The organism is Pseudomonas sp. LBUM1676 (genome assembly GCF_059695605.1).
Map to the genome: position 1 here is coordinate 3,019,528 of NZ_CP166777.1, position 23,973 is coordinate 3,043,500.

Annotated in this window: 16 protein-coding genes and 2 pseudogenes; 11 read left to right on the forward strand and 7 right to left on the reverse strand. The window is 60.0% G+C overall.

The features are described 5' to 3' along the window. Positions 1–92 precede the first annotated feature (92 nt). The 3 genes from ACA041_RS14165 to ACA041_RS14175 are packed head-to-tail and all read left to right on the forward strand — an operon-like array spanning position 93 to position 3,388. Positions 93–2,228, forward strand: a complete 2,136-nt coding sequence (locus tag ACA041_RS14165; RefSeq protein ID WP_497441680.1) for an FUSC family protein — start codon at positions 93–95, stop codon at positions 2,226–2,228. Then, complete coding sequence (locus ACA041_RS14170) at positions 2,218–2,418, forward strand: DUF1656 domain-containing protein (RefSeq protein WP_219094092.1); 201 nt, start codon at positions 2,218–2,220, stop codon at positions 2,416–2,418. Before ACA041_RS14165 ends, ACA041_RS14170 begins: the two co-directional genes overlap by 11 nt. Positions 2,419–2,422: 4 nt before the next feature. Further along, positions 2,423–3,388, forward strand: coding sequence for an HlyD family secretion protein (locus ACA041_RS14175; RefSeq protein ID WP_497441681.1), 966 nt, complete (start codon positions 2,423–2,425; stop codon positions 3,386–3,388). A 122-nt stretch (positions 3,389–3,510) separates the two neighbouring features. Here the strand turns inward: ACA041_RS14175 and ACA041_RS14180 are convergent, their stop codons facing one another. From ACA041_RS14180 to ACA041_RS14195, 4 genes are all read right to left on the reverse strand, one after another. Next, the gene (locus ACA041_RS14180) at positions 3,511–4,932 is read right to left on the reverse strand and encodes an efflux transporter outer membrane subunit (protein ID WP_497441682.1); all 1,422 of its coding nucleotides are present in this window, start codon (positions 4,930–4,932) and stop codon (positions 3,511–3,513) included. Next, on the reverse strand, positions 4,929–8,111 hold the full coding sequence (locus tag ACA041_RS14185) for an efflux RND transporter permease subunit (protein WP_497441683.1): 3,183 nt from the start codon (positions 8,109–8,111) through the stop codon (positions 4,929–4,931). The genes ACA041_RS14180 and ACA041_RS14185 overlap by 4 nt, the downstream gene beginning before the upstream one ends. A gap of 12 nt (positions 8,112–8,123) precedes the next feature. After that, positions 8,124–9,377 (reverse strand): multidrug efflux RND transporter periplasmic adaptor subunit MexE, encoded by a 1,254-nt coding sequence (gene mexE, locus ACA041_RS14190; protein WP_497441684.1) that lies wholly within the window; start codon positions 9,375–9,377, stop codon positions 8,124–8,126. A 266-nt stretch (positions 9,378–9,643) separates the two neighbouring features. Beyond that, complete coding sequence (locus tag ACA041_RS14195) at positions 9,644–9,886, reverse strand: hypothetical protein (RefSeq protein WP_497441685.1); 243 nt, start codon at positions 9,884–9,886, stop codon at positions 9,644–9,646. Positions 9,887–10,322: 436 nt separating this feature from the next. Between ACA041_RS14195 and ACA041_RS14200 the strand changes: the two genes are divergently transcribed. From ACA041_RS14200 to ACA041_RS14210, 3 genes and pseudogenes are all read left to right on the forward strand, one after another. Next, on the forward strand, positions 10,323–10,505 hold the full coding sequence (locus ACA041_RS14200) for a hypothetical protein (protein WP_497441686.1): 183 nt from the start codon (positions 10,323–10,325) through the stop codon (positions 10,503–10,505). A 283-nt stretch (positions 10,506–10,788) separates the two neighbouring features. Next, positions 10,789–10,974, forward strand: a pseudogene (locus tag ACA041_RS14205) (hypothetical protein); the annotation flags it as partial. A 118-nt stretch (positions 10,975–11,092) separates the two neighbouring features. Beyond that, the gene (locus tag ACA041_RS14210; RefSeq protein ID WP_497441687.1) at positions 11,093–12,400 is read left to right on the forward strand and encodes an OprD family porin; all 1,308 of its coding nucleotides are present in this window, start codon (positions 11,093–11,095) and stop codon (positions 12,398–12,400) included. A 142-nt stretch (positions 12,401–12,542) separates the two neighbouring features. Here the strand turns inward: ACA041_RS14210 and ACA041_RS14215 are convergent. Beyond that, positions 12,543–12,931: pseudogene (locus ACA041_RS14215) on the reverse strand (integrase arm-type DNA-binding domain-containing protein); the annotation flags it as partial. 8 nt (positions 12,932–12,939) lie between these two features. After that, positions 12,940–13,854: a LysR family transcriptional regulator gene (locus tag ACA041_RS14220; protein WP_497441688.1), complete on the reverse strand. Its 915-nt coding sequence runs from the start codon at positions 13,852–13,854 to the stop codon at positions 12,940–12,942. Between the two features lie 266 nt (positions 13,855–14,120). On the opposite strand from ACA041_RS14220, the gene ACA041_RS14225 reads away from it, so the two are divergent. The 4 genes from ACA041_RS14225 (at position 14,121) to pgm (ending at position 20,334) form a co-directional block, all read left to right on the forward strand. Then, a complete protein-coding gene (locus tag ACA041_RS14225; RefSeq protein WP_497441689.1) occupies positions 14,121–15,143 on the forward strand; it encodes a zinc-dependent alcohol dehydrogenase family protein in 1,023 nt (340 codons plus the stop codon). 567 nt (positions 15,144–15,710) lie between these two features. Beyond that, a complete protein-coding gene (locus tag ACA041_RS14230) occupies positions 15,711–17,162 on the forward strand; it encodes a hypothetical protein (protein WP_497441690.1) in 1,452 nt (483 codons plus the stop codon). After that, positions 17,159–18,556 (forward strand): aminotransferase-like domain-containing protein, encoded by a 1,398-nt coding sequence (locus tag ACA041_RS14235; RefSeq protein WP_497441691.1) that lies wholly within the window; start codon positions 17,159–17,161, stop codon positions 18,554–18,556. The genes ACA041_RS14230 and ACA041_RS14235 overlap by 4 nt, the downstream gene beginning before the upstream one ends. A gap of 131 nt (positions 18,557–18,687) precedes the next feature. Then, a complete protein-coding gene (pgm, locus tag ACA041_RS14240; RefSeq protein ID WP_497441692.1) occupies positions 18,688–20,334 on the forward strand; it encodes a phosphoglucomutase (alpha-D-glucose-1,6-bisphosphate-dependent) in 1,647 nt (548 codons plus the stop codon). A 170-nt stretch (positions 20,335–20,504) separates the two neighbouring features. Here pgm and ACA041_RS14245 read toward each other — a convergent pair whose 3' ends face one another. Then, a complete protein-coding gene (locus ACA041_RS14245) occupies positions 20,505–21,200 on the reverse strand; it encodes a pirin family protein (protein WP_497441693.1) in 696 nt (231 codons plus the stop codon). A gap of 236 nt (positions 21,201–21,436) precedes the next feature. Between ACA041_RS14245 and ACA041_RS14250 the strand changes: the two genes are divergently transcribed. After that, on the forward strand, positions 21,437–23,911 hold the full coding sequence (locus tag ACA041_RS14250) for a UvrD-helicase domain-containing protein (protein WP_497441694.1): 2,475 nt from the start codon (positions 21,437–21,439) through the stop codon (positions 23,909–23,911). Positions 23,912–23,973 lie beyond the last annotated feature (62 nt).

Below are 23,973 nucleotides of genomic sequence, written 5' to 3' on the forward strand. Positions count from 1 at the left end.
ACCCGGACTCGGTTCACCCCCTCGACATGGAAACCTGTCCAGGCGTCGCAGCAGTGACTACGCTTGCTGCAGAGGACTCGACGAGCGTTTCCATGCAACCGTTTCTCCAGTACTTCAAGGCGATGCTCAACCCCGGGCCTGGGGTGCTGTTGTTCGCCCTGAGAACCATCGCGGCCGGGCTGTTGACCCTCTACCTGGCCTTCCTGTTCGACCTCGACCAGCCCAAGTGGTCGATCATGGCGGTGGTCATCGTCAGTCAGCCACTGGGTGGCATGGCGCTGGCCCGCAGTTTCGGCCAGGTCATCGGCACCACGCTCGGGGCGGTGGCGGCGGTGGTGATCATGGCGATATTTCCCCAGGCGCCGCTGCCTTTCGTCGTCACCCTGGCCCTGTGGCTGGCGCTGTGTACCGCCGGCGGCACTTTGTTTCGCTACACCAGTTCCCAGGCGTTTGTGTTGAGCGGCTACACGGCGGTGATCGTCGCCCTGCTGGCGGTGCCCGATCAGGCGGGCACCTTCCTGCTGGCCGTGACCCGCGTGACCGAAACGCTATTGGCCGTTGCCTGCGTGTGCGTCGTCAGCCTGCTGACCGCGCGCCCGGAAACCGTGGCCCGGGACTACTTCGCCAGGATCGATCAAGTGATCAAGCTGCTCGCGACCCACGCGGCAGCCGTGATTCGTACCGAGGAAAGCGAAAGCGATTTTCTACAGCGGCAAATGAAACTGATCGGCGAGATCAGCGCCCTTGAGGGAGTACGTCGGCACCTGTACTACGATGCGCCACGTCTGCGCAGCGCCGACGACCTGGTGCAGTTGCTCGGCAATCAGTTGGTGCTGCTGACTTCACGGCTGGCCGCGCTGCGCCACCAGCGGCAACTGCTGACCGAGCGCTGGAAAGGCGAACTGCCCCTGGATTCACAGCGTTTGCTCGCCGAAGAAGTGGTGTTCCTCGATGAAGTGGCCCGGCAGGGGCGCTCGATGTCGACTGAAGCCAGGCGCCCATTCGCGGCGCTGCAACAGCGCTTCGATGAACTGGCGTACCGGGCTGAACAACTGACCGAGGCGATGCCCGCCACGTTGCGCTCACTGGCCTGGTCGCTGCGTTGGGAGCAGGCGCGGTTGCTGGAGCAACTGGGGCAGATACTGGAGCTGAGCGACGCGATCCAGCAAGAGCGTGCCGCCAGTAGTGTTTTCCGCGGCCGGGACAATCCGTTGCATCTGGACTTCACACTGGCGGCGATGAATGCCATCCGTGCTTTCAGCGCATTGGTGGTGGCCGGCCTGATCTGGATCGAGACCGCCTGGGACGGGGCCCGTGGCGGGATGATCGTGGTGGGGGTTCTGTGCTCCTTGATGGCGACGTTCCCGCGACCGCTGCTGGCCGCCCAGAGTTTTGCCAGGGGGCTGGCGCTGGCACTGGTGGTCTCGGCGTTCTATCAGTTCATGCTGGTGCCGATGATCAGTGACTTCGAGCTGCTGGCCTTGCTCTTGGCTCCGTTGTTGTACGCCGTGGCCGTTGGCCTGGCCAGTCCGCCAACCACCGGCACGGGCATTGGTCTTGGGTTGTTGACGTTTCTGTTGCTCGGACCGCAGAACGTTGGCATTGGCCAGAACACCGCGATTCAGTGGTTCGAATTTGCGGGCGCCTATGTCTATGCCGCCACGCTGGCGTTGAGTGTCTACGCGTTGATCTTTCCCTTCAGGCCTGTCTTGCGGATCCGTCGGCTGTTCAAGGAGAACGGTGAACAGCTCTACGGGTTGCTCAAGACCCCCGCCACCGATGAGCACCAGTTTGCCTTTGAAAGCCGCATGGTCGACCGCCTGACCATGATGTTGGGATTGTTGCCGGCCATCAGCGACAAACAGGCCAGAGCGCTATTCGACGTCAGCCTGGGGTACATGGCGCTGGGCGTGGCGTTGAACCAGCTTAGACAACAGGGCCAGAGCAACACATTGCTCAGTTCAGAAGTACAAAGCCGTTTGTTCGCAACAGTGCGTGACACCGGCAGGCTGGTCGCCGGACGGCCCGGTGTTGAATGGGACCAGGTGCTCGGCAGCCTGCGCACCTTGGGTGATGAACTGGATGCGCTGCATTCGGGCGTCCATCAACAGCTGTGGACGGTGTTTCGCATGCGCGTGGCGCTGCTGATCGTGGTGTCGTTTCTGGAGCGCCATCGCGAGCATTTTCAACCTGCAGTCGTGGAAGGAGAACCGGCCCTTGCCCATTGATCTGGAAGTGGGTGGCGTGTACTTGCCACCGATCGCCCAGGCCCTGCTGCTGGCCTTGCCGATTTTTTTGCTGCTGGACTGGATCCTGCGCCGCCTGGGTGTGCTGCGGTTCGTCTGGCATGAAGCCTTGTTCGAAGGCGCGTTGTACGCCTGCGTCTGCGCGACACTGATATTGGTGATGGGAGCCTGATGCAGTGAAAAAGATCCTTGCCCGACTCGTGACGGTGGCGGTGGTACTGCTGGCCTTCGTGCTCGGCTGGTTCGCCTGGGAGCATTACACCCGCGCGCCCTGGACGCGGGATGCACGGGTGCGTGCCGATGTGGTGACCTTGTCCGCCGATGTCTCGGGACGCATCGTCAGCCTTGGCGTGCAGGACAACCAGTACGTGGACAAGGGCCAACTGCTGCTGGAGATCGACCCGGCGCGCTATGTGCTGGCGGTGGAACACGCCAGGCGCTCGGTCGAAGTGTCCAAAGCCACCCTCGGTCAATCCGAAGCGACAATTGTCGCCAGCTCAGCATTGTTGCGCCAGCGTCAGAGTGAAGAGCGCCGACGCCGCACCCTCAAGGACCGCGCCGTCATCTCTGGCGAGGAGTGGGAGAAATCCAGCACGGACGTGGCCGTGGCGCAGGCCGAATTGCTGCGCAACCAGGCCAATCTGGGGCTGGCCCAGGCCAACGTGCACCTGGCCATTGCGGCCTTGACCCAGGCTGAACTCGACTTGCAGCGCACCCGGGTCGCAGCGCCCGTGAGTGGTTATGTCACCAACCTGCTCACCCGTCAGGGCGACTATGCCACTGCCGGTGGCGCCCTGTTGGCGTTGGTGGACAGCGACTCGTTCCATGTCAGCGGCTACTTTGAAGAAACCAAGCTGCCGCGGATAGAGGAGGGTGACCGCGTCAGGATCGAATTGATGAGCGGCGAGACTTTCGGTGGCACGGTGCAAAGCATTGCCTTCGCCATCGCCGACCGCGAAAACGTGCCGGGCAGTCGCCTGCTGGCTAACATCAACCCCAGCTACACCTGGGTCAAACTGGCGCAACGGGTGCCGGTGCGGATACGGATTGATGCCGACTATGCCGGCAAGAACCGACTGCGGGCCGGGACCACGGCTACCGTGACAGTCCTGGAAGACCGCAAGGCTCAAGACCAACGCTAAACACCACAGGGGATTGCGGTGCATTCAGCAGGGTGAGCAGGCAAAAAAAACCCCGCGACCGAATGCGGCGCGGGGCAAAAGATCTGGTTGGTTGCGGCCAACCAAAAGAGCTCGTTGAAACGTTACTTGCTGGCGACGGTGTCCGGTTGCCAGCCACCGCCCAGTGCCTTGTAGATTGCGACAATGCCGCGATACAAATCGACTTCGGCCTGGGCCTGGGTATCCTCGGCCGCCAGGCGCTCACGCTGGGCATCGAGCAGGACAAGGAAGTCCGCCGTGCCTTCGCGGTAGCGAATCTGCGCCAGATCAGCGGCCTTGCGGCTGGATTCACTCTGGCGAATCAGCGAAATCAGCCGTTGCTGGCGTTTGCCGTAGTCGCTGAAGGCGTTTTCCGATTCTTCCAGGGCCAGCAACACTTGCTGCTCGTAGGTCGCCAGGGCGCCTTCGGCTTCGGCATCGGCACCGCGCAAACGCGCACGCACGCTGCCCAGGTCAAACGCCGCCCAGGTGATGCTCGGGCCCAGTGCCCAGGCGTTGGCCGCCGAGGAGCCGATCTGTGAACCGCGCCCGGCGGTGAAGCCGAGGAAGCCGCTGAGGCTGACCCGAGGGAACAAATCAGCCTTGGCCACGCCGATGCGCGCCGTGGCGGAGGCCAGTTTGCGTTCGGCGCTAAGGATGTCAGGGCGACGTTGCAGCAGTTCACCCGGATCACCGATCGGCAGCGCTTTCGCGATCGCCGGCAGGTCCTTCGGACTCAGGTCGACGGTCAGTTTGTCCGGCCGTTCACCCAGCAGGGTGGCGATGCGGTTTTTCTGCCGGACCTGTTCGGCCTGCAGTTGCGGCACGCTGGCTTCGACAGACGCCAGGCGTGCATCGGCGCGTTCCACGTCCAGCTGATCGCCGACACCGGCATCGCGCAGGCTTTCGGTGATCTTGCGCGATTCCTGCTGGTTGTTCAGGTTGGCCAGGGCGATCTTTTCCCGCAGTTGCGCACCGCGCAGTTGACCGTAGGCGTCCACCAGTTCGGCAATCATGCTGACTTGCAGCTGGTACAGATCGGCTTCGGCAGCCTGCTGTTCGGCGTCGCTGGATTCCAGATTGCGCTGGATGCGTCCGAACAGGTCCAGTTCCCAGGCCATGTCCAGCCCCAGGTCGTAGCGTTCACTGTTGACCCGGTCGGTGGTCTGGCCAGGAATCTGTCCTTTGCCCAGGTTACTGCTGGCGCGGCTGGTGATGGTCGGCATGGCGTCATTGCTGGCGTCGTCGCGAATCGCCCGGGCGGCTTTCCAGCGGGCGAAGGCCACGCGCAGATCACGGTTGCCTTGCAGCGATCGGGTCACCAACTGGTTGAGGGCCGGGTCTTCGAATTGCTGCCACCAGATGCCTTCGAACCGTGCGCGGTCGAAGTTTTTCTGCCCGGCCGCGCCGTCGGTGGCGTGGGTGATGTTAGCCGGTTCGGTGGCCGGGGTCTGGTAGTCCGGGCCGACGGCACAGGCACTCAGGGCCAGTACCAGCAGGCTCGGCAGGAAGGCTTTCAGACTCATTGTTGCGCCTCCAGTTTCAGGGCTTTGGCCGCTTTGCGCTTTTCACCGCGCTCGACAAAGTTGCGAATCAGTACGTAGAACACCGGCGTCAGCAACAGCCCGAAGAAGGTCACCCCAAGCATCCCGGAGAACACCGCGACACCCATGGCATGACGCATCTCGGCACCGGCACCGCTGGAGAACACCAGTGGCACCACACCCATGATGAACGCGAAGGACGTCATCAGGATCGGCCGCAAACGCAGACGGCACGCTTCGAGCACTGCCGCCAGCGGGCTCATGCCTTCGTCCTGCTGTTTATCCTTGGCGAATTCGACGATCAGGATCGCGTTCTTGCAGGCAAGCCCCACCAGTACGATCAAGCCGATCTGGGTGAAGATGTTGTTGTCGCCCCCCGAGGCAATCACACCGGTGATGGCCGACAGCAGGGTCATCGGCACGATCAGGATCACCGCCAATGGCAGGCTCCAGCTTTCGTACTGCGCGGCAAGTACCAGGAACGCCAGCAGGACGCAGAGCGGGAACACGAACAGCGCGGTGTTGCCGGACAGGATCTGCTGGTAGGTCAGGTCGGTCCATTCGTAGGTCATGCCGTTCGGAAGTTCTTCCTTGAGCAGTTTCTCGATGGCTTTCTCGGCCTGGCCGGAGCTGTAGCCGGGCGCTGCGGCACCGTTGATTTCAGCGGTGATGAAGCCGTTGTAGTGCATCACGCGGTCCGGCCCCGAGGTGTCGCTGACCTTGATGAAGGTTGCCAGCGGGATCATCTCGCCTTTGTTGTTGCGCACTTTCAGCTGACCGATCTGGTCCGGCTCGAGACGGAATTGCTGCTCGGCCTGCACGTTGACTTGATAGGTACGGCCAAAGCGGTTGAAGTCGTTGGCATACAGCGAACCCAGGTAGATCTGCAGGGTGTCGAAGATGTCGCTGACGGCCACGCCGTGGGTCTTGGCTTTTTCCCGGTCGATGGCGGCATCGACCTGGGGCACGTTCACCGTGTAGCTGGTGAACAGGGCAGCCAGTTCCGGCACGTTGTGGCTTTTGTTGATGATGTTCATGGTTTCTTTGTACAGCTCGTCGTAGCCCAGGTTGCCCCGGTCTTCGATCTGCAGGCGGAAACCACCGATGGTGCCCAGGCCTTGTACCGGCGGCGGCGGGAAGATCGCCATGTAGGCTTCCTGGATCCCGGCGAACTGACCGTTCAATGCACCGGCAATCGCACCGGCGGACATGCTCGGGTCTTTGCGCTCGTCGAACGGTTTGAGGGTCACGAACACGATGCCGGCGTTAGGGCTGTTGGTGAAGCCGTTGATCGACAAGCCAGGGAAGGCCACCGCACTTTCCACGCCAGGCTGTTTCAGCGCCAGGTCGGACATGCGCTTGATCACGTCTTCGGTGCGGTCCAGGCTCGAGGCGTCCGGCAGTTGCGCGAAGGCCACCAGGTATTGCTTGTCCTGGCCAGGTACGAAACCGGTCGGGGTGCTGGAGAAACCGAAGAACGTCAGCACCATCAGGCCGGCGTACACCAGCAGGGCGATGCCGCTGCTGCGGATCACCCGGCCTACCGTGCCGACATAACTGTGGCTGGCCTTGTCAAAGAAACGGTTGAACGGACGGAACAGCCAGCCACCAAAGATCTTGTCGAGGACCTTGGAGAAACGGTCCTTCGGCGCGTCATGGCTTTTGAGCAACACAGCAGCCAGGGCAGGCGACAGGGTCAGTGAGTTAAACGCCGAGATCACAGTCGAGATCGCAATGGTCAGGGCGAACTGCTTGTAGAACTGCCCGGTGAGCCCGGAGATGAAGGCCGCCGGGATAAACACCGCACACAACACCAGCGCGGTCGCAATGATCGGCCCGGTCACTTCACGCATGGCCCGCTTGGTTGCTTCGACCGGTGTCAGCCCCAGTCCGATGTTACGTTCGACGTTCTCCACCACCACGATGGCGTCGTCGACCACGATACCGATCGCCAATACCAGCCCGAACAATGACAAGGCGTTCAGCGAGAAGCCGAACAGGTGCATCACGGCAAAGGTACCGATCAGCGACACCGGCACCGCCACCAACGGAATGATCGAGGCGCGCCAGGTTTGCAGGAACAGGATCACCACCAACACCACGAGGATCAGTGCTTCGAACAGGGTGTGGACCACCGCTTCGATGGAGCCGCGCACGAAGATCGTCGGGTCATAGACGATGCTGAAGTCCATGCCCTCCGGGAAGCTCTTCTTCAGCTCGGCCATCTTGTCGCGCACTTCGTTGGAAATCTCTATCGCGTTGGAACCGGGGCGCTGGAAGATCGGAATCGCCACCGCCGGCTGGTTATTGAGCAAGGAACGCAGGGCGTATTGGCTGGAGCCCAGCTCAATGCGAGCGATGTCTTTGAGACGAGTGATTTCACCGTTGTCGCCGGAGCGGATGATGATGTTCTCGAACTCTTCCTCGGACACCAGACGGCCCTGGGTGTTGACCGAGAGCTGGAATGCAGTGGCGTTCGGCGCAGGCGGAGCGCCCAGTGCACCGGCCGCCACCTGACGGTTCTGTTCACGAATCGCGCTCACCACGTCGGTGGCTGTCAGGTTGCGTGAAGCGGTCTTGTTCGGATCGAGCCAGACCCGCAGCGAGTAATCGCCCATGCCGAACAACTGCACATCACCGACACCGCCCAACCGCGCCAGCTCGTCCTTGATGTTGAGCAGGGCGTAGTTGGACAGGTAGAGCATGTCGTAGCGTTTGTCCGGCGAGGTCAAGTGCACCACCATCGTCAGGTCGGGCGATGCCTTGTCCACAGTGATACCGATGCGCGTCACTTCTTCAGGAAGCTTGGGCTCGGTACGGGTCACACGGTTTTGCACTTGAACCTGCGCGTTGTCCAGGTCAGTGCCCAGGGCGAAGGTGATGGTCAGGGTGATCTTGCCGTCGGCGGTGGACTGCGAGGACATGTACAGCATGTTCTCGACGCCGGTGATGGCTTGCTCAAGGGGAGCGGCCACGGTTTCACCGATGACTTTAGGGTTGGCACCCGGGAAGTTGGCACGAACCACCACGGTCGGCGGCACCACTTCCGGGTATTCGCTGATCGGCAACTGGAACAGCGAGATGGCACCGGCGATCAGGATCAGCAGCGACAGCACCGCTGCGAAGATCGGCCGTGAAATGAAGAATTGGGAAAAATTCATCGTAGAGATCCCTTAACCGCGTGGTGTCGCAGCAGCCACTTTCACAACCACACCCGACGCAACCTTGGCAGGTGCGACTTGGGGCAGGTTGCTGGCTTCCAGCGCTTGTCGTTGTTGAGCCAGAGCGGCGAGGGTTTCCTGGCTGGCCATCGGGATCACTTCAGGCGTGACCGGCGAACCAGGGCGTACACGTTGCAGGCCCTTGACGATGACGGTGTCATCCTTGTTCAGGCCGTTGCGCACGATGCGCAGGCCTTCGATCTTCGGCCCCAGCTCGACCGAGCGATACGCCGTCTTGTTGTCGGCATCCATCACCAGCACGAACTTCTTGCCCAGGTCAGTACCGACCGCTTCGTCGTTGATCAGCACGGCGGAGTAGGTCCCGCTGCCGACCAGTTTCAGACGTGCGTAGAGGCCCGGGGTGTAGGTGCCGTCGGTGTTATCGAACACCGCGCGGCCGCGGATGGTGCCGGTTTTCGGGTTGACCTGGTTGTCGACGAAGTTCATCACACCCTGGTGCGGGTTGCCGTCTTCGTTGGACAGGCCGAGGTAAACCGGAGTGGTGGCACCGCGTTTGCCCTGGCGGGCGAGGGCGGTGTATTTGAGGAACACACGCTCGTCGGCGTCGAAGTAGGCGTAGACCTTGTCGGTGGAAACGACGCTGGTCAGTGCGGTGGTATCGGCGGTCACCAGGTTGCCGGCGGTGATTTGCGCGCGGCTGACGCGACCGCTGATCGGCGCGGTGACGCGGGTAAAGCTCAGGTTCAATTTTGCCAGATCAAGCTGCGCCTGGAGGGCGCCGACTGCGGCCCGGGCTTCCTGAGCAGCGCTGGTGCGCGAATCGGCCAGCTCGGCGGAGATCGCATTGCTGGTACGCAGGCGTTCACCGCGCTGGGCTTCGTTTTCACTGCGGTTGGCGTTGGCGCGGGATTGGGCAACCAGGGCTTCGAGGCGGCGGACCTCAGCCTGGAACGGACGCGGGTCGATCTGGAACAACAGATCGCCTTTCTTGACCAGGGCGCCTTCAGTGAAAGCCACTTCATCGATCTGCCCGGAGACCCGAGGACGGATCTCTACGGTTTCCGGCGCTTCGAGGCGCCCGGTGAATTCGTCCCACTCATTGACCGGTTGTTCCAGCACCTTGGCCACGCTGACCTTGGCTGCGGGCAAAGTGGCGGCCGTCTCCGGAGCCTTGCCGCAGGCGCTCATCACCAGCACGGCCAACAGGGCCAAGGGGAAGCGCAAATGTTTGAGTGATTGTTCCATGGATGCATCCGCCAATGTATTGAGAATGGGCGAATGATGCTCGGGGCGGGTGGTATCTCACGAATCGAATGAAGCAAAGGTAACTATCATTCGGAATGATATAAGCGTGGTGTGAGCCCTCTAGTCTGCGCCTTTCGTTAGGGGGCTATCAATTGGAATGATGACAAATCAGTGTTGCGGGGAATGTAAAGAACACGCGTTGGACCGAGTGGCGGCTTTCGCGGGCAGTCCGGGTCGCCGCATTACTTGCTCACTTAGTAATCGGGTCAATCGCAGGCGTCACGGACTGCCTCCCTGGCGGCCTTGAGTTCCGCTGATCGCGGTGCCCGCTCTTCGACCACTTGCGCATGCGACTGCGCCACGTCACACAGAGCCTCCTGTTTGCGGCTCTCCTGCTGGGCCCAGCCGTAGTACCCGCACACTGCCAGCACGGCGAACGCGAGCTGCGCCCCACGGCCCGGCCACTCCATCCAATCAACGCCCGCCAGGGCTTTTCTGATGATGTTCATCGCGGTCCCTCTTTGCGCAGTGCCCCAGCCTCTTTTGATTCACGGTGGTATTCGCAGTGCCTGAGTCCTGCGTTTGCCGGGCTACCTGGCGCTAATGCCCCGGCTGCTCGAGGCTGTCCGGATCGCCAAAGAACATTTGGACATGGCTCTAGAACGCTGGTTTCGGCCACAGACAGAAGGGCGGGATGGAAAAACCTGGCGCTCAGTGTACTCCGTATTGGGATCTAGCGAAGGGTCAGGGCCTATGCCGAGGGAGGCATAGATGTTGGCATTTATCTGTAGTTGCGGTTGCTCATACAACTGTCAGTTGGATGCCCGCAAGCTGGAGGTGCTCGGCCCGGCGAGGTATCAGCTGCTGAAGTCTGGCAAAAAACTTGAAGACTTCTAAAGGGATCTGCATATACAGTCAGTTCTTTTATTTTTGGTTCGATAAGTCATGAGCGAAGAACGAGATATTCCCGAGCCCGAGCACGACCACCTGCTCGATCACGAATTCCATGATGACGAACCATGGGGCGAAGAAGACGCTCAAGCAATTTTTGACGAAGAAGGCGAAGAAGATGATGACGTTGATTCTCTTGATCAGATAGATCAAGAGTGCTGCCCCGGCAGTATCTAACGGCTTCACGACACGCAACTAACTGGTAACACCAGTTTTCTGAAGATATTGACCCACTGTTTCGGGGCTGAGTCTAAAAGACCAAGCAGGCCCGCGAACCATCCCGCTTCCCCGTCCCTGACCGGCAATTGTGTCGCGTCCCAGTCCTGAAAATCAGACGATAAGGTAAGTTTTCAGACCCCAACGCAGAACTCCATCTCCCCTGGCAAGGCGCTCCCTGTGCCTTTCTCACACACTCGGCTCTAACGCTAGTGCGCTGCATAACAACAAGAGCCGCGAAAAAATGACTAGTTTCCCATCTGCTACCGAAAGCCAGACCGGCCATATCGGCGCCCGTCAGACCCGGGTCGAGGACGCCGCATTGTTGCGCGGCCTCGGCTGCTATGCCGATGACGCTGCGATCCCTCCTGGACACGCTCATGCACGGATCACCTTGGTGGACTTTTCCAAAGCGCTGCTGATGAAAGGTGCCATTTATCGCGCTAGTTAAAATTAACTATATACCGTTCCTTCCTGTGCATTGCGTTGACCTGGAAGATTTTGCGTTGCTTCTATTACTTGAAAATAACAAATGGAGCGCTATATAAGTGAGCAGAAAAAAAATTGCTGCAAGTTCGGTGTTTCTTAGTATCACCCTGAGTGCCCAGGCGCATGCTGACTTCCTAAGTGATAGTAAAGCCACCTTGGGAATGAGAAACTTCTACTTCAATAACGACAACCGCGATGGCATTGCCGCCCCTTCCAAAACTGAAGAATGGGCGCAGGGTTTCATGTTGGACTTCAAGTCGGGCTATACCGATGGCATGGTTGGCTTTGGTGTCGATGGCCTGGGGTTGCTGGGGGTTACCCTGGACAGCGGCAAAGGACGGCATGTCGGCAGCACCATGATGCCTTCTGACAGTGACAACCGTGCCGTCGACGAGTGGAGCCGGCTGGGGCTGACCGGAAAAGTCAAAATGTCGAAAACTGAACTTCGCTATGGCACCTTGATACCGAAACTCCCAATTCTGGTCGCCAACGATGGGCGCGTGCTTCCACAAACTTTCGAGGGCGGTCAAATCACCTCGAGCGAGTTCAAGGGGCTGACCTTGACTGGAGGTCGGATCGAACATGCGACAGGACGTGGTTCGAGCGATCAGACGGGGTTGGCCGTTGCTGGTGGTACGCGTGAAAGCAATCAGTTTGACTTCGCCGGGGGCGATTGGAACGTCACCAAGGATCTGACAGCTCAGTACTACTACGCCAGCCTCGATAACTACTATACGCAGCATTTTTTGGGATTAATTCACACCCTTGCCCTCTCGGACAATCAGTCCCTTAAAACCGACCTGCGCTACTTCAAAACTGACTCGTCAGGTGCAAATAGCTCCGGTACGCCAGGCTACAGAATTAGTGGCTACACCAAAAACGGTGGTGGAGAGATCGACAACCGTACCTGGAGTGCCGCGTTGATTTACACACTGGGTGGCCACGCGATTACTGCGGGGTACCAAAGTGTGTCGGATGGCAGCAACTTCACTCAACTCAGTCAGGGTAGCCTGGTAGACAAGGGCGCCGGTGGAGCAAGCCTGTATCTGTATACAGACCGCCTGATCCAAACTTTCACCCGCGCAGGCGAGCGCACAGCTTTCGGTCAGTATGCTTACGACTTCGCCGCTCTGGGTGTCCCTGGCCTGAAAGGCTCGGTCATGTACCTCTCCGGCGATAATATTAAAACTACGTCAGGCGACAACCAAAAGGAATGGGAAAGAGACATTAGCCTGGACTACGTCCTTCAGTCCGGAGCGCTCAAAGGCGTCGGGTTCGGCTGGCGTAACGGCAAGTCCAACAGCGAAGCGTCTCGAAACGTAGATCAGAATCGAGTTTTTGTAAGCTATAGCATTCCGCTTCTCTAACTTGTGTCATGAGCGGTTAATTCAATAACTTATTTTCAGATCGACCGCGCGACGCCCGCAGCGCTTGACTTGCATGTGATGTCAAAAGCGGCATACAGACTGGCGGTACCATGGCGTTTGTAATCATGCGTGCGTCGTTCGATCTGGCTGCGCGGATGATGGTGCGCTTGCGGCGTAGCTCGGTGACGATCTCGGTGATGTGTTCCAGCGTGATCTCGCTGACCGGCTTATGGCCGATGGCTGGCAGAACAGGATTGTCCAGTGCGCCTCGAAAACCAGAGAGGGGTTTGGTTATCAGTTTTGCGGACTTAAAGTTCAGCCATTGCTCGGCCACGTACCTGAAGGTGCGCACCTCGCTGAGCAGCTGCGCCTCGATCTTGGCGGTCTTGGCCTTGAGCGGGGCGATGTGATTGGCCACGTCGCGTCGCGTCGCGCCGCGCGGGCGATGTCGCGGGCTTCCTTGAGACTGATGTCGGGATAGCGGCCGACGGCAAACAGGTTCTCCTTGCCATGCAGGCGATACTTAAGCCTCGGTTCACTCAAAGACTATCCGGATCCCCAAAGAACATCTGAATCCGCGACCTCAACCAGCGCTCACCGGGATCATTGTCCTGGGACCCGCGCCAAGCCATATGCAGCTCAAAACTGCGGGTCGGCAATGGCGGGTCTTCAGCCCGCACGCCGCCAGCCGCCGTCAATGCTTCAGCCGTGTAGTCAGGCACGGTCGCGACAATGTCGGTGCCGCTGAGCAGTGTGCTCAGGCCGTTGAACTGCGGTACCGCGAGCACCACATGGCGTTTACGCCCGAGCTTTTCCAGCTCCTCGTCGATAAAGCCGCTGAGGTCACCGGCGAACGACACCAGCGCATGGGGCCGCGCGCAGAAATCATCCAGGCTCAACGGCCCCGGCACGGTGTCGGCGCGCAACAGTTTCGGCAGGCTGCGGCGCAGCACCTTGCGCTTGGCATTCGCCGGCAGGTCGGTGGTATAGCTGACGCCGATGGAGATTTCGCCGGAAGCCAACAATCCCGGCATCAGGATGTAGTTGACCCGCCGCACCACCAGCACGATCCCCGGTGATTCGGCGCGCAGGCGCTTGAGCAGCATCGGCAGCAGGGCGAATTCGACGTCGTCGGACAGGCCGATGCGGAACACCGCGGTGCTGGTAGCCGGGTCGAATTCAGCGGCGCGGCTGACGGCGGTGGAAATCGAATCCAGGGCCGGAGAGAGCAGGGCGAAGATCTCCACCGCCCGGGCGGACGGTTCCATGCTGCGCCCGGTGCGCACGAACAAGGGGTCATCGAACAGCCCGCGCAGGCGCGAGAGTGCCGCACTGATGGCCGGCTGACCGAGGAACAGTTTCTCCGCAGCGCGAGTCACGCTGCGTTCGTGCATCAACGTTTCGAAAACGATCAACAGGTTCAGGTCGACACGACGCAGGTCATTACGATTCATCTGGAGTCCTGGCAGAGTCTGGGCTTGACGAGAGCGGCCATATGAGAACAATGGCCGGCATGAATATTAAGGGGAAAGGCTGCTACTGTGCACCGAATAATTCAGTTTTCGTGGGACGGCCACCGCAGCTTTTACGGCAACCGTTGATCCCGTCGATGCTGCGGAATCAATGACAGGCATGTCGACTATTAATAGCCACTGATAGTCTTGGGTACAAAGCCCGGATAGAGTTCAGGGCATTAGAGGTTTCTTTGACGAGGTTTGCGATGTCACGCACGATTCGTTTTCACAAGTTTGGTCCAGCCGAGGTGCTCAAATGCGAAGAGCATGCGGCCGCTCTGCCTGCGCCGGGCGAAGTGCAGGTGCGCGTCGAGGCGATTGGCATCAGCTGGTACGATATTCTCTGGCGCCAGAACCTGGCGTCGTCCCACGCTCGCCTGCCTTCCGGGCTGGGCCATGAAATGTCCGGCGTGGTCACGGCGCTGGGCGAGGGTGTCGATGACCTGGAAGTCGGTGACAAGGTCGCCAGCTTCCCGGCCGAGAGCCCCAACGACTACCCGGTCTACGGCGAGCAGATCGTGCTGCCGCGCTCGGCGCTGACCCGCTACCCGGATGTACTGAGCCCGATCGAAGCCAGTGTGCATTACACGCCGCTGTTGATCGCCTATTTCGCCTACGTCGAACTGGCACGGGTCAAGCCGGGGCAATTTGCGCTGGTCACCGACGCCAGTCACTGCGCCGGCCCTTCGTTCGTCCAGTTGGGTAAAGCCCTGGGTGTGCGGGTGATTGCCGCAACCAAGACGGCGGACGAACGTGAATACCTGCTGTCCCTCGGCGCCGAGAAAGTCATCGTCACCGAAGAACAGGATCTGCTGATGCAGATCAACAAAATCACCGAAAACCGTGGCGTGGACGTGGTGTTCGACGGTCTCGGCGGCCCACAGATGTCGTTGCTCGGCGATGTGCTGGCACCTCGTGGCAGCCTGGTGCTGTACGGCTTGCAAGGTGGCAACCAGACGCCATTCCCGGCCTGCGCGGCGTTCCAGAAGAACATTCAGTTCTTTGTGCACTGCATCGGCAACTTCACCGGCAAGCCGGAGCTGGGCATCATTCAGGACCAGGTTGCACTGCAACGGGCCTTGCGCGACATCAACCAGCTGACCGCAGACCGTGTGCTGCTGCCGCTCAAGACCCGGGTCTTCCCGTTTGACGAGTTTGTCGAAGCCCATCGCTATATGGACGAATGCCCATGTCGCGAACGGGTCGCCCTCCAGGTCGAGCCTGCGTAACCTCCCCGAAAGAGTCCGTGCCTGCACGGACTTTTCGTTTCTGCCATCCGCCCTTTTGAAAAACGAGACCTCCCGTTGCCCTGACGGTGGATCAGCTCAGCAACTGAGCTGGTTTTTGCTCTCAATCTGTATCTTCTAATCAGCTTACAAGCCCTGATAATTGAATGATTACTTTCATCTCAAGGAATGAGTCATGGCCGCCTCTCAGGCTGATACTTGTCAATACACATTGTTGTTATATGTTCGGCCATTAGTGGGTCGTAAAGCCGTTGCCAAAAAAACATGGGTAACTTCTTTCTTTAATTCTTGTACTAAATGTCTGTGGGACGCTGTCGGACATTTCCTAGGACGGCCGACGGCATCGCGTGACGCCGTATCTGGCGGCGCGGCAGTCTGTCCTTGTCCAAGGCTCAGGCAGTCGCCACTGACTCCAAATAATTTCCGAAAATTTAAGTGTTAGCATTTTGCAACAAAGTCCGGCACTTCAGGCATGGACCCGACGATCCATTGCACGGTGCAACTCTTTGTTTGCGCACTATCGAACTTACGCGTACCAGGTAAATACACATGACCAATATCCATGATCAAGCGATGACCTACGTCTATCAACAAGTACTGCAACGATTGATGGGTTTCTTTTCTCGAGCCGAACGCACGGCATTGCAGCTGATGATTCAACGCCTGGTAGTGGCCGCCGGGGGCATGGAGCGCATTGGCCAACACAAGGTACTGGCGATCCAGTCCGGGTCACGGGACAGTTGCTACACCCTGGCGCTGCTGCGTGCTGCACAACTGAGCATCGCCGGCCGCGCGCCCGCGACGTTTCAGTTACGTGTCGCGACCCTGCGCTTGAACGGCGACAGCGCTTCGGCCCTGGAAAACATCCACCGCACCCACAGTGCCTTGTTTCTCTATGACGATCCACGGGTCGAGGTCCTGATGGTCGATAATCGGGAGGTCCTGCCATTCAATCACCTGGCACCGATCTCCGAGGCCGGCCGGGAATTCAATCGACTCAACCTGCTGCTGATCGGGCATCGCCGAACCTGGAACGGGCCGCTTGAGCTGTGGGACGACGGGTATCTGGCCACCGGCGAGTTTTATGGGCAAATCGCCCGCTGGGACAACGGCGTCGATGCACTGATCAGCAGCGACGGGCCTCGCGCGCAAAAGCGCTTTATCGAGGGCTTGAGGCGTGCGGCGGCGAAAGCCGGGCTCAGTGCCTCGAATCACGCACCCGGCTACGAAGGGCTGTTTGCGCTGCTCGATGAACTGGGCAGCGACAGCTATCGCCGGTTGTACCCTGAGGACGACCGGGCTGCATGGCGTCCCGCCGAGCGATTTGAAGCCTGCCGTCGCACCACCTACATCGACATTCACGACCTGCTGGTCAGCAATCTGGAAGAGCGCTGGCCGCTGCTGACCGAGTTTCTCGGGTTCCAGCCGGACGAGTTGTCGGCTCAGCTGCGCGACAACGATTACGTCAGCCTGTCTATCTGCGCGCACCTTCAGGGGTTGCAAGCGTGTTTCGTGCACGGTCACCGCTACGAATCGGGTGTTGCCGACTACCTGCAATGGGCTCTGGTAATGATGCGCCGCAGGCAACTTCCCCAGCGCCTGGGTGAGCAGGCGGTGCAAGCGTTCGGCAACCCGGCAACCAGCGCCGAGCAGCGTGCAAGGGCAGCGGCCGAAGCACAGAAAAATCTTGGTTTGAGCGAGGCTCAACTGGTGTGTTTGCTGTTCGCACCATTTAGCGACAACGGCGCAGCCCTTGAGCGCTTTGTGCGTCAGTGCCACCCCGGCATGATCGTGGCGTTGCCGGACTTGCACCGGGCCATGCAGGGCCATCCGGTACCGGAGCAAATCATGCAATGGATGGTTGACGTCAGCGGCCTGCCGGTCAGTCTGCTCGGCACGCTGTATCGCATGGCTCCGGTGCCTGCCCAGGCTTTGCCAATGCCGGCGACCTTATATGACGATGACACCGCCATAGGGGGCGGATGGTCGGCGGGACAGTGAAAGGTCCAAGAGAAACCGCCTTCGCCTATCAGGCGGTGTACCGTTACCTGACCAACCTGATCGACGAGCCGGCAAGCGACACGCGCGTGCGCCTGCCATCGTTGCGCCAATTGGCGGACCGGCTGAGTGTGTCGATCTCTACCATTCAGTACGCCTACTCGCTGTTGGAGAAGGAAGGGCGCGTGTATTCGGTCGCCAAGTCCGGTTATTACGCCTTGCCCGTGTCTTCGATCACTGCGCTGGGCAGTGGCCATGACCTGCTCGAAACGGTCTACGTCAATGCCAGGCGTCCCGGCATGCTGGTCTTGAGCGCCGATGAGCCGGCACTGTTGCAACCATTGGACCGGCCGTTGCTGCTGGAGAGAGAACTGCTGCGCCAGTACCCGCGCCAGCCGCAATCGTCTTCGCAGCCGTGCGGCGAGCTGGAACTGCGTACGGCCCTGGCTGCGCGCTATACCTCGTCGCCCATGCGCTGCTGGCACGCCGATGACGTGTACATCGGCGCAGACCTGCGCGGGATGCTGGAAATCCTGATCGCCGTGTTGTGTCTCAAGGACGCCACAGTGGTAGTCGAGGCGCCGTGCGACTGGGTGATTCTGCGCCTGTTGCAGGCCGCGGACGTGCAAGTGATCGAGCTGCCGCTGCAAGCCTGCGGCGGCCTGGACTTCGAGCGGCTCAAGGCACTGCTGGAAACCGCGACGGTGCGTCTGGTCATGCTTTCATCCGGGGTGAACATGCCGCGCGGCAGCCTGGCGCCTGACGACAACCGGCACACTATCGCGCAGTTGCTGGCGCAGCACGGGACTTGGGTCCTTGAAAACGACTGCTACGGCGAACTCGGATTCGAACCGGACGGTCTGCGGTTTCGCGATCTGCTGGACCCTGACCGGCTGCTCGTGTTTTCCACCTTCGAAAAGGTCATCGGGCCGGAGGCACCCTACGGCTATCTGCTTTCGCGACATCTGCGGGTTGAGCTGCAACGACAGTTCCTGTTGCGCTCGTTCCGCCTGTCACCGATTCGTCAGAAGGCCATCGCCCGGTTGTACGGCAATGGTCGTATCGACCACCATCTGCAGGTACTGCGTCGGTTGCTCAAAGATCGCAAAGTGCAGATGACCCAGCTGTTGCAGGAGCGGCTGGGCGATGCCTTGCAGTTCGTCGATCCCCAGGGCGGTGCGACGATCTGGGCCCGTTCGCTGCGCCAGGTCGACGTGCATCGGGTGTTCCAGCGACTGCTCAAGCACCAGGTGGTGATCGCGCCGGGGGAGCTGTTCAGTCTTCAGGGGTTACACTCGCAACATTTGCGCCTGAGTCATACCTTCGGCGGCGACCATGATCTTGCCGCCGTACTGGGGTTACTGGGGGATGCGTTGCGTCTGGAATCGATCGACTGAACAGTGGCGCTGACAACCTGGGCCCGTCGGGATTTATAACGGCGCGCCCGGGATCGATACCATCGCGCTGCGGTCAAACTGCCAGTAAACTGCGTCTCTATTCCTGACCCACTCTATCCAGAGGTTTTGCAATGACACTCAGTCCTTTTGCGGGCAAACCGGCACCGGCAGAACTGTTGGTCGATATCCCGCGACTGGTAACGGCCTATTATACCGGCCAGCCTGATGCCGCCATCTCCACCCAGCGTGTAGCCTTCGGCACGTCCGGGCACAGGGGCAGCTCGTTCGACTTGAGTTTCAACGAATGGCATGTGCTGGCAATCAGCCAGGCCATCTGCCTGTACCGCGAAGCCCAGGGCATCGATGGTCCGCTGTTCGTCGGCATTGACACCCATGCGCTGTCCACTCCGGCCGGCGCCAGCGCCCTCGAAGTATTGGCTGCCAACGGCGTGACGGTGATGATCGCCGAAGGTGACGAGTACACCCCGACGCCGGCCATCTCCCACGCCATTCTCTGCTACAACCGCGGGCGCACTTCGGGCCTGGCGGACGGCATCGTGATCACGCCGTCCCACAACCCGCCGCAAAGCGGCGGCTATAAATACAACCCCACCAACGGTGGCCCGGCTGATACCCACATTACCAAGTGGATCGAAGCCAAGGCCAACGAACTGCTCGGCAACAAGCTTGCCGGTGTCAAGCGCATCAGTTACGAGCAGGCGCTGAAGGCCGGTACCACCCATCGTCACGATTACCTCAATACCTATGTTGCGGACCTGATCAACGTGATCGACTTCGATGCGATTCGCGATGCCAAGTTGCATTTGGGTGTCGATCCGCTGGGCGGAGCAGGGGTGCGCTACTGGTCGGCAATTGCCGAGCATTACAAGCTGGACCTGGAAGTGGTGAACAAACAGGTCGACCCGACCTTCCGTTTCATGACGGTCGACTGGGATGGCCAGATCCGCATGGACCCGTCGTCGCCTTATGCGATGCAAGGTCTGATCGGCCTCAAGGAACGTTTCGATGTGGCGTTTGCCTGCGACCCCGATCACGACCGCCACGGCATCGTGACCCCGTCCGGCGGCCTGCTGGCGCCGAACAACTATCTGGCGGTCACCATCGATTACCTGTTCCAGAATCGCCCGCAGTGGCGCGCCGATGCCGCCGTGGGCAAAACCGTGGTCAGCAGCGGCTTGATCGATCGCGTGGCCAAGCGCCTGGGCCGTCGCCTGTATGAAGTGCCGGTCGGCTTCAAATGGTTTGCCGACGGTCTGTTCGACGGCTCACTGGGCTTTGGCGGCGAAGAAAGCGCGGGCGCGTCCTTCCTGCGCAAGGACGGCAGCGTCTGGTGCACCGACAAGGACGGTTTGATCCCGGCCCTGTTGGCGGCGGAGATGACCGCGCGCACCGGTCGCGATCCAGGCCAGGCTTATCGCGCCTTGACCGATGAACTGGGTGAGCCGTTCTCGGTTCGGGTCGATGCCAAGGCCAATCCGGAGCAGAAAGCCTTGCTGAGCAAGTTGTCGCCGGATCAGGTCACCTCGACCCAACTGGCTGGCGAAGCCATTCAGAGCATCCTCAGCCACGCACCGGGTAACGACCAGGCCATCGGCGGCTTGAAAGTCATGACCGAGAATGGCTGGTTCGCGGCGCGTCCGTCGGGGACGGAAGACATCTACAAGATCTACGCTGAAAGCTTTGTCAGTGACGAGCACCTCAAGCAGTTGGTAGCTGAGGCTCAAACGCTGGTGGATGGCGCTATTTCTGCGAAGTGATTGAGGGCCCTGTGGCGAGGGAGCTTGCTCCCGCCCGGCTGCGAAGCACTCGCCAATCGGGGGGGCCGCTTCGCGCCCCAGCGGGAGCAAGCTCCCTCGCCACAATGGGTTGTATAAAAAATGGGGCGATCATTACGGTCGCCCCATTTTTTTGTCCTGCATTGACACATTCAAGCCAGATCCACCAACACGATTTCACTGTCCTCGACCGCCGTCACCCGCAACACCTGCTCATCGGCAATCGCCACACCGTCTCGAGCTTGTGCACGCAAGCCATTGACTTCTATGACACCGGTCGCCGGCACCAGGTAGGCGCGACGGCCGTTGTCCAGGCGATACTCGGCCGATTCCCCGGCTTTCAGATTTGCCGCCACCAACCGCGCATCGGCACGAATCCGCAAACTTTGATCGTCACCAGACTTGCCACTGGCCAGGGTAACGAAACCTTCGCGCTGGCCCTTGGGGAAAGGCTTGGCACCCCAGGACGGGGCCAGACCGGATTCGTTCGGGATGATCCAAATCTGGAAAATCCTGGTGTCGGTGGTTTCCAGGTTGTACTCGCTGTGGGCGATCCCGGTACCGGCGCTCATGACCTGAACGTCGCCGGCTTCGGTACGACCCTTGTTGCCCAGGTTGTCCTGGTGGGTAATTGCACCTTCACGCACGTAAGTGATGATTTCCATGTCCCGGTGTGGGTGTTGCGGGAAACCGGTTCCGGGGGCGATCACATCATCGTTCCAGACGCGCAGGTTGCCCCAGTTCATGCGTTTGGGGTCATGGTACTCGGCGAACGAGAAGTGGTGATGGGCATCCAGCCAGCCATGGTGGGCGCCGCCCAGGGAGTTGAAGGGTCTGAGTTCGAGCATGATCGTCTCCGCAAGGGGTAGTTGATGAGCAGCATCATCTGTCAGGAACTCATCGATAAAAAGCGTAAAAAATGCCTCAATAAGATCGAATAATCCGATATATATCCTCTCCAGATATTCTCATCCCGCCTTCACTTCATCGCATAAGCCAATGACCTGTAAGCATTTGACTAGAACTCAACGGCAAATGCAGACACCATAGACCTCAACAGCCTCACACCCTGGAGTCAGCCCGCGTGCCGCAACACACCCCCGATCTTCCTCCTGAACTTCGCCCCTTGGCCGAGATGCCATTGCTCAAGCGTCTGGCCGCCCGTTTCTTTGGCCATGGCCTGACCCGTCTGCGCGCGCAACATCGCGCGTCCTGGTTGCACGGCCAGGCCGACGGCTTTCGCAGCGGTCACAGTGCCGGCGTGGATTACGGCTATAAAGAGGGCAAACTCGAAGGGCTGGAAGAAGGTCGGCAGGTGCTGCTGATCCGTGACTCGCGCTGCACCGAACACCGGCCGCCCAATGTCGACGCCAATCTGTTCGACGACTGGCGCCTGCCGTTGACTGCCGAGTTGAAGAAACGCATGAAGGCTGACGTTGCCCGGTTGCTGCCACCCCAGGCTCAGCCCAGTGTCGCGCAGTGGAAAATGATCTTCAGCGACACGCCCTCGACCTCGGTGATCGCCGGCGCGGGGGCGGGCAAGTCGACCACGCTGGTGCTGCGGATTTTACTGCTGAACCACTACCTGGGCTTCGAACTGAGCTCGATGACGGTGGTCACCTTTACCCGCGAGTCGCGCAAGGACTTCATCAACAAGCTGGTTGAACTGTTTACGCTCTGGGGGCGCGCACTCAGTGTCAATGAGGCACGGGATCTGGTGCGCACCTTTCACTCGCGCATCCTGCCCATGGTTCGCAGCCTGCCGGGCTTCGAGCGGCTGCAAGCCTTTGAAAACCTCAGCCACCGTGTACAGAACGGCGGTGAGGAAGCCGACAGCAATCCGTTCGACCTGCGCATCAACGATGCCCAACGTCAGCAACTTAACGCCTGTTATCACCGCCTGCACACCCACGATGAGCGTTTTCGCGAGCTGATCAGGCCATTATCCCGGCACGCCTTGCAGCTCAAGGAGTTGGAGCGCGATCACCCGGACGTGCAAAAGCGCATGGCGGTGACCGAACTGGCGGCCAAGCGTGATGAAGAGCTGTGCGATGCCATTGAAGACCTGTGGTTTCGCGCAGGTGCCTGGCCGATCAAGGGCATCGAACCCAACCGCCAGACATTTGATATCAACGGCGCTACCTTCCATTGTCACGGCTATATTCCGAGCCTTGACGCATGGGTGGTGTTGGGATTCGATCCCCGGGAAAATCCGCAGCTCAATCGTCCTGGCGCCAAGCTGTCCGTGCGTGCGGAATGGGCGGTCAAGCGCACCCTGTTTCAAGCTTTCTGTCGTAAGCCACTGATTTGGCTGGAAAGTTACGAATCTTCCCGACGTGTATTGGCGTCGCTGGCAGGCGATGCCAGCGCCGGGCCGGGGTTCGATTACAAGGTCAAGGGCGAGCTCGCCTCGGCGCCGCTACTGGACTGTTTTGTCGCCGCCGCAGGGTTTATCGAGAATCTGGGCCTCGACGTTCCTACAGCAGTAGGCCAGATGAGTTTTGCCCAGGACGACCCGGACCGGTTTTTCTTCGAGGCCTTGAGCCTGTATTGGCGCGCCCTGGAAGATCATCTGCTCGATCAGAAACCGCCGGTCATGACCTATAACCGGATGTTCGCCTTGTTCAGCGAACATTCACCGGAAAACCTGAAGCTGCTGAGCGATGAGCTGTTACGGCCGATGTCGCATTTGATGATCGACGAATTCCAGGATGTTTCACCGCAGATCGTCTCCTGGATACGTGCCAGTCTGGCCGAAGTTCGCCGCCGCGGCCCGGCCATGCACGTCGGACGCGGTGCGCAACGTTCGTCGTTGCTCTGTGTAGGCGATGACTGGCAGTCGATCTACGGCTGGCGCGGCAGTTCACCGACCTATTTCATGGAGTTCAACAAGGAATTTCCGTCGCCGGGCACGACCCGGGTCATGCTCAGCGACAATTACCGCAGTCACCAGCACATCATCGATGCCGCCGAGCATATCGTGCGGGCCGCGCCTGCGATCGCGGGCAAGAAAGCCAGGGCCAGTGGCGAGCCAAAGGCATTGCAGCCGGTGAATGTGCTGGATCGGGATGACCAGGGCATGGCTAAGCGCTTGATGGAGCACTATGGAAAGGGTGATTCAATCTTGATGCTGTATCGAAAAAGTAGCGATAAGTTATTGATAGAGCAGCATATTCAGTCTGTAGTTAATGTAGATTCCAGTTTGCCGTACGAAGCGCGGCGGTTGAAGCAACTGACCTATCACAGCGCCAAGGGCTTGCAGGCGGACGCGGTGTTTTTGCTGGGAGATTGTCAGCACCTGACCAGTTCGCCCTACAAGAACCAGGTCTATCGCATGGCGGGATTGGGCAAGGCTGGCGATAACGAGGCTTATGACAATGCCCAGAAGGACGAGATCCTGCGCCTGGCTTACGTCGGCATCACCCGGGCGGTGAGCCATTGCTACTGGTATGTCGACGGTCAGGACACCCAGGCGGTTAACATGCCCAAGGCTTCCGACCGGATCGGAAAGGGCAAGGCGTTCTTCGCCGATCAGCGCCAGGGCAAGGCATCGGCGTGAACTAAAAAAGATCGCAGCCTGTGAACTTTTGATCTTGCCCGCACAAAAAAGCCCACATGACG

Coding starts and splice junctions, on each gene's coding strand:
- ACA041_RS14185 (WP_497441683.1), bottom strand. CDS start 8,111: ATGAATTTTTCCCAATTCTTCATTTCACGGCCGATCTTCGCAGCGGTG.
- ACA041_RS14220 (WP_497441688.1), bottom strand. CDS start 13,854: ATGAATCGTAATGACCTGCGTCGTGTCGACCTGAACCTGTTGATCGTT.
- ACA041_RS14165 (WP_497441680.1), top strand. CDS start 93: ATGCAACCGTTTCTCCAGTACTTCAAGGCGATGCTCAACCCCGGGCCT.
- ACA041_RS14245 (WP_497441693.1), bottom strand. CDS start 21,200: ATGCTCGAACTCAGACCCTTCAACTCCCTGGGCGGCGCCCACCATGGC.
- ACA041_RS14225 (WP_497441689.1), top strand. CDS start 14,121: ATGTCACGCACGATTCGTTTTCACAAGTTTGGTCCAGCCGAGGTGCTC.
- ACA041_RS14180 (WP_497441682.1), bottom strand. CDS start 4,932: ATGAGTCTGAAAGCCTTCCTGCCGAGCCTGCTGGTACTGGCCCTGAGT.
- ACA041_RS14195 (WP_497441685.1), bottom strand. CDS start 9,886: ATGAACATCATCAGAAAAGCCCTGGCGGGCGTTGATTGGATGGAGTGG.
- mexE (WP_497441684.1), bottom strand. CDS start 9,377: ATGGAACAATCACTCAAACATTTGCGCTTCCCCTTGGCCCTGTTGGCC.
- pgm (WP_497441692.1), top strand. CDS start 18,688: ATGACACTCAGTCCTTTTGCGGGCAAACCGGCACCGGCAGAACTGTTG.
- ACA041_RS14230 (WP_497441690.1), top strand. CDS start 15,711: ATGACCAATATCCATGATCAAGCGATGACCTACGTCTATCAACAAGTA.
- ACA041_RS14200 (WP_497441686.1), top strand. CDS start 10,323: ATGAGCGAAGAACGAGATATTCCCGAGCCCGAGCACGACCACCTGCTC.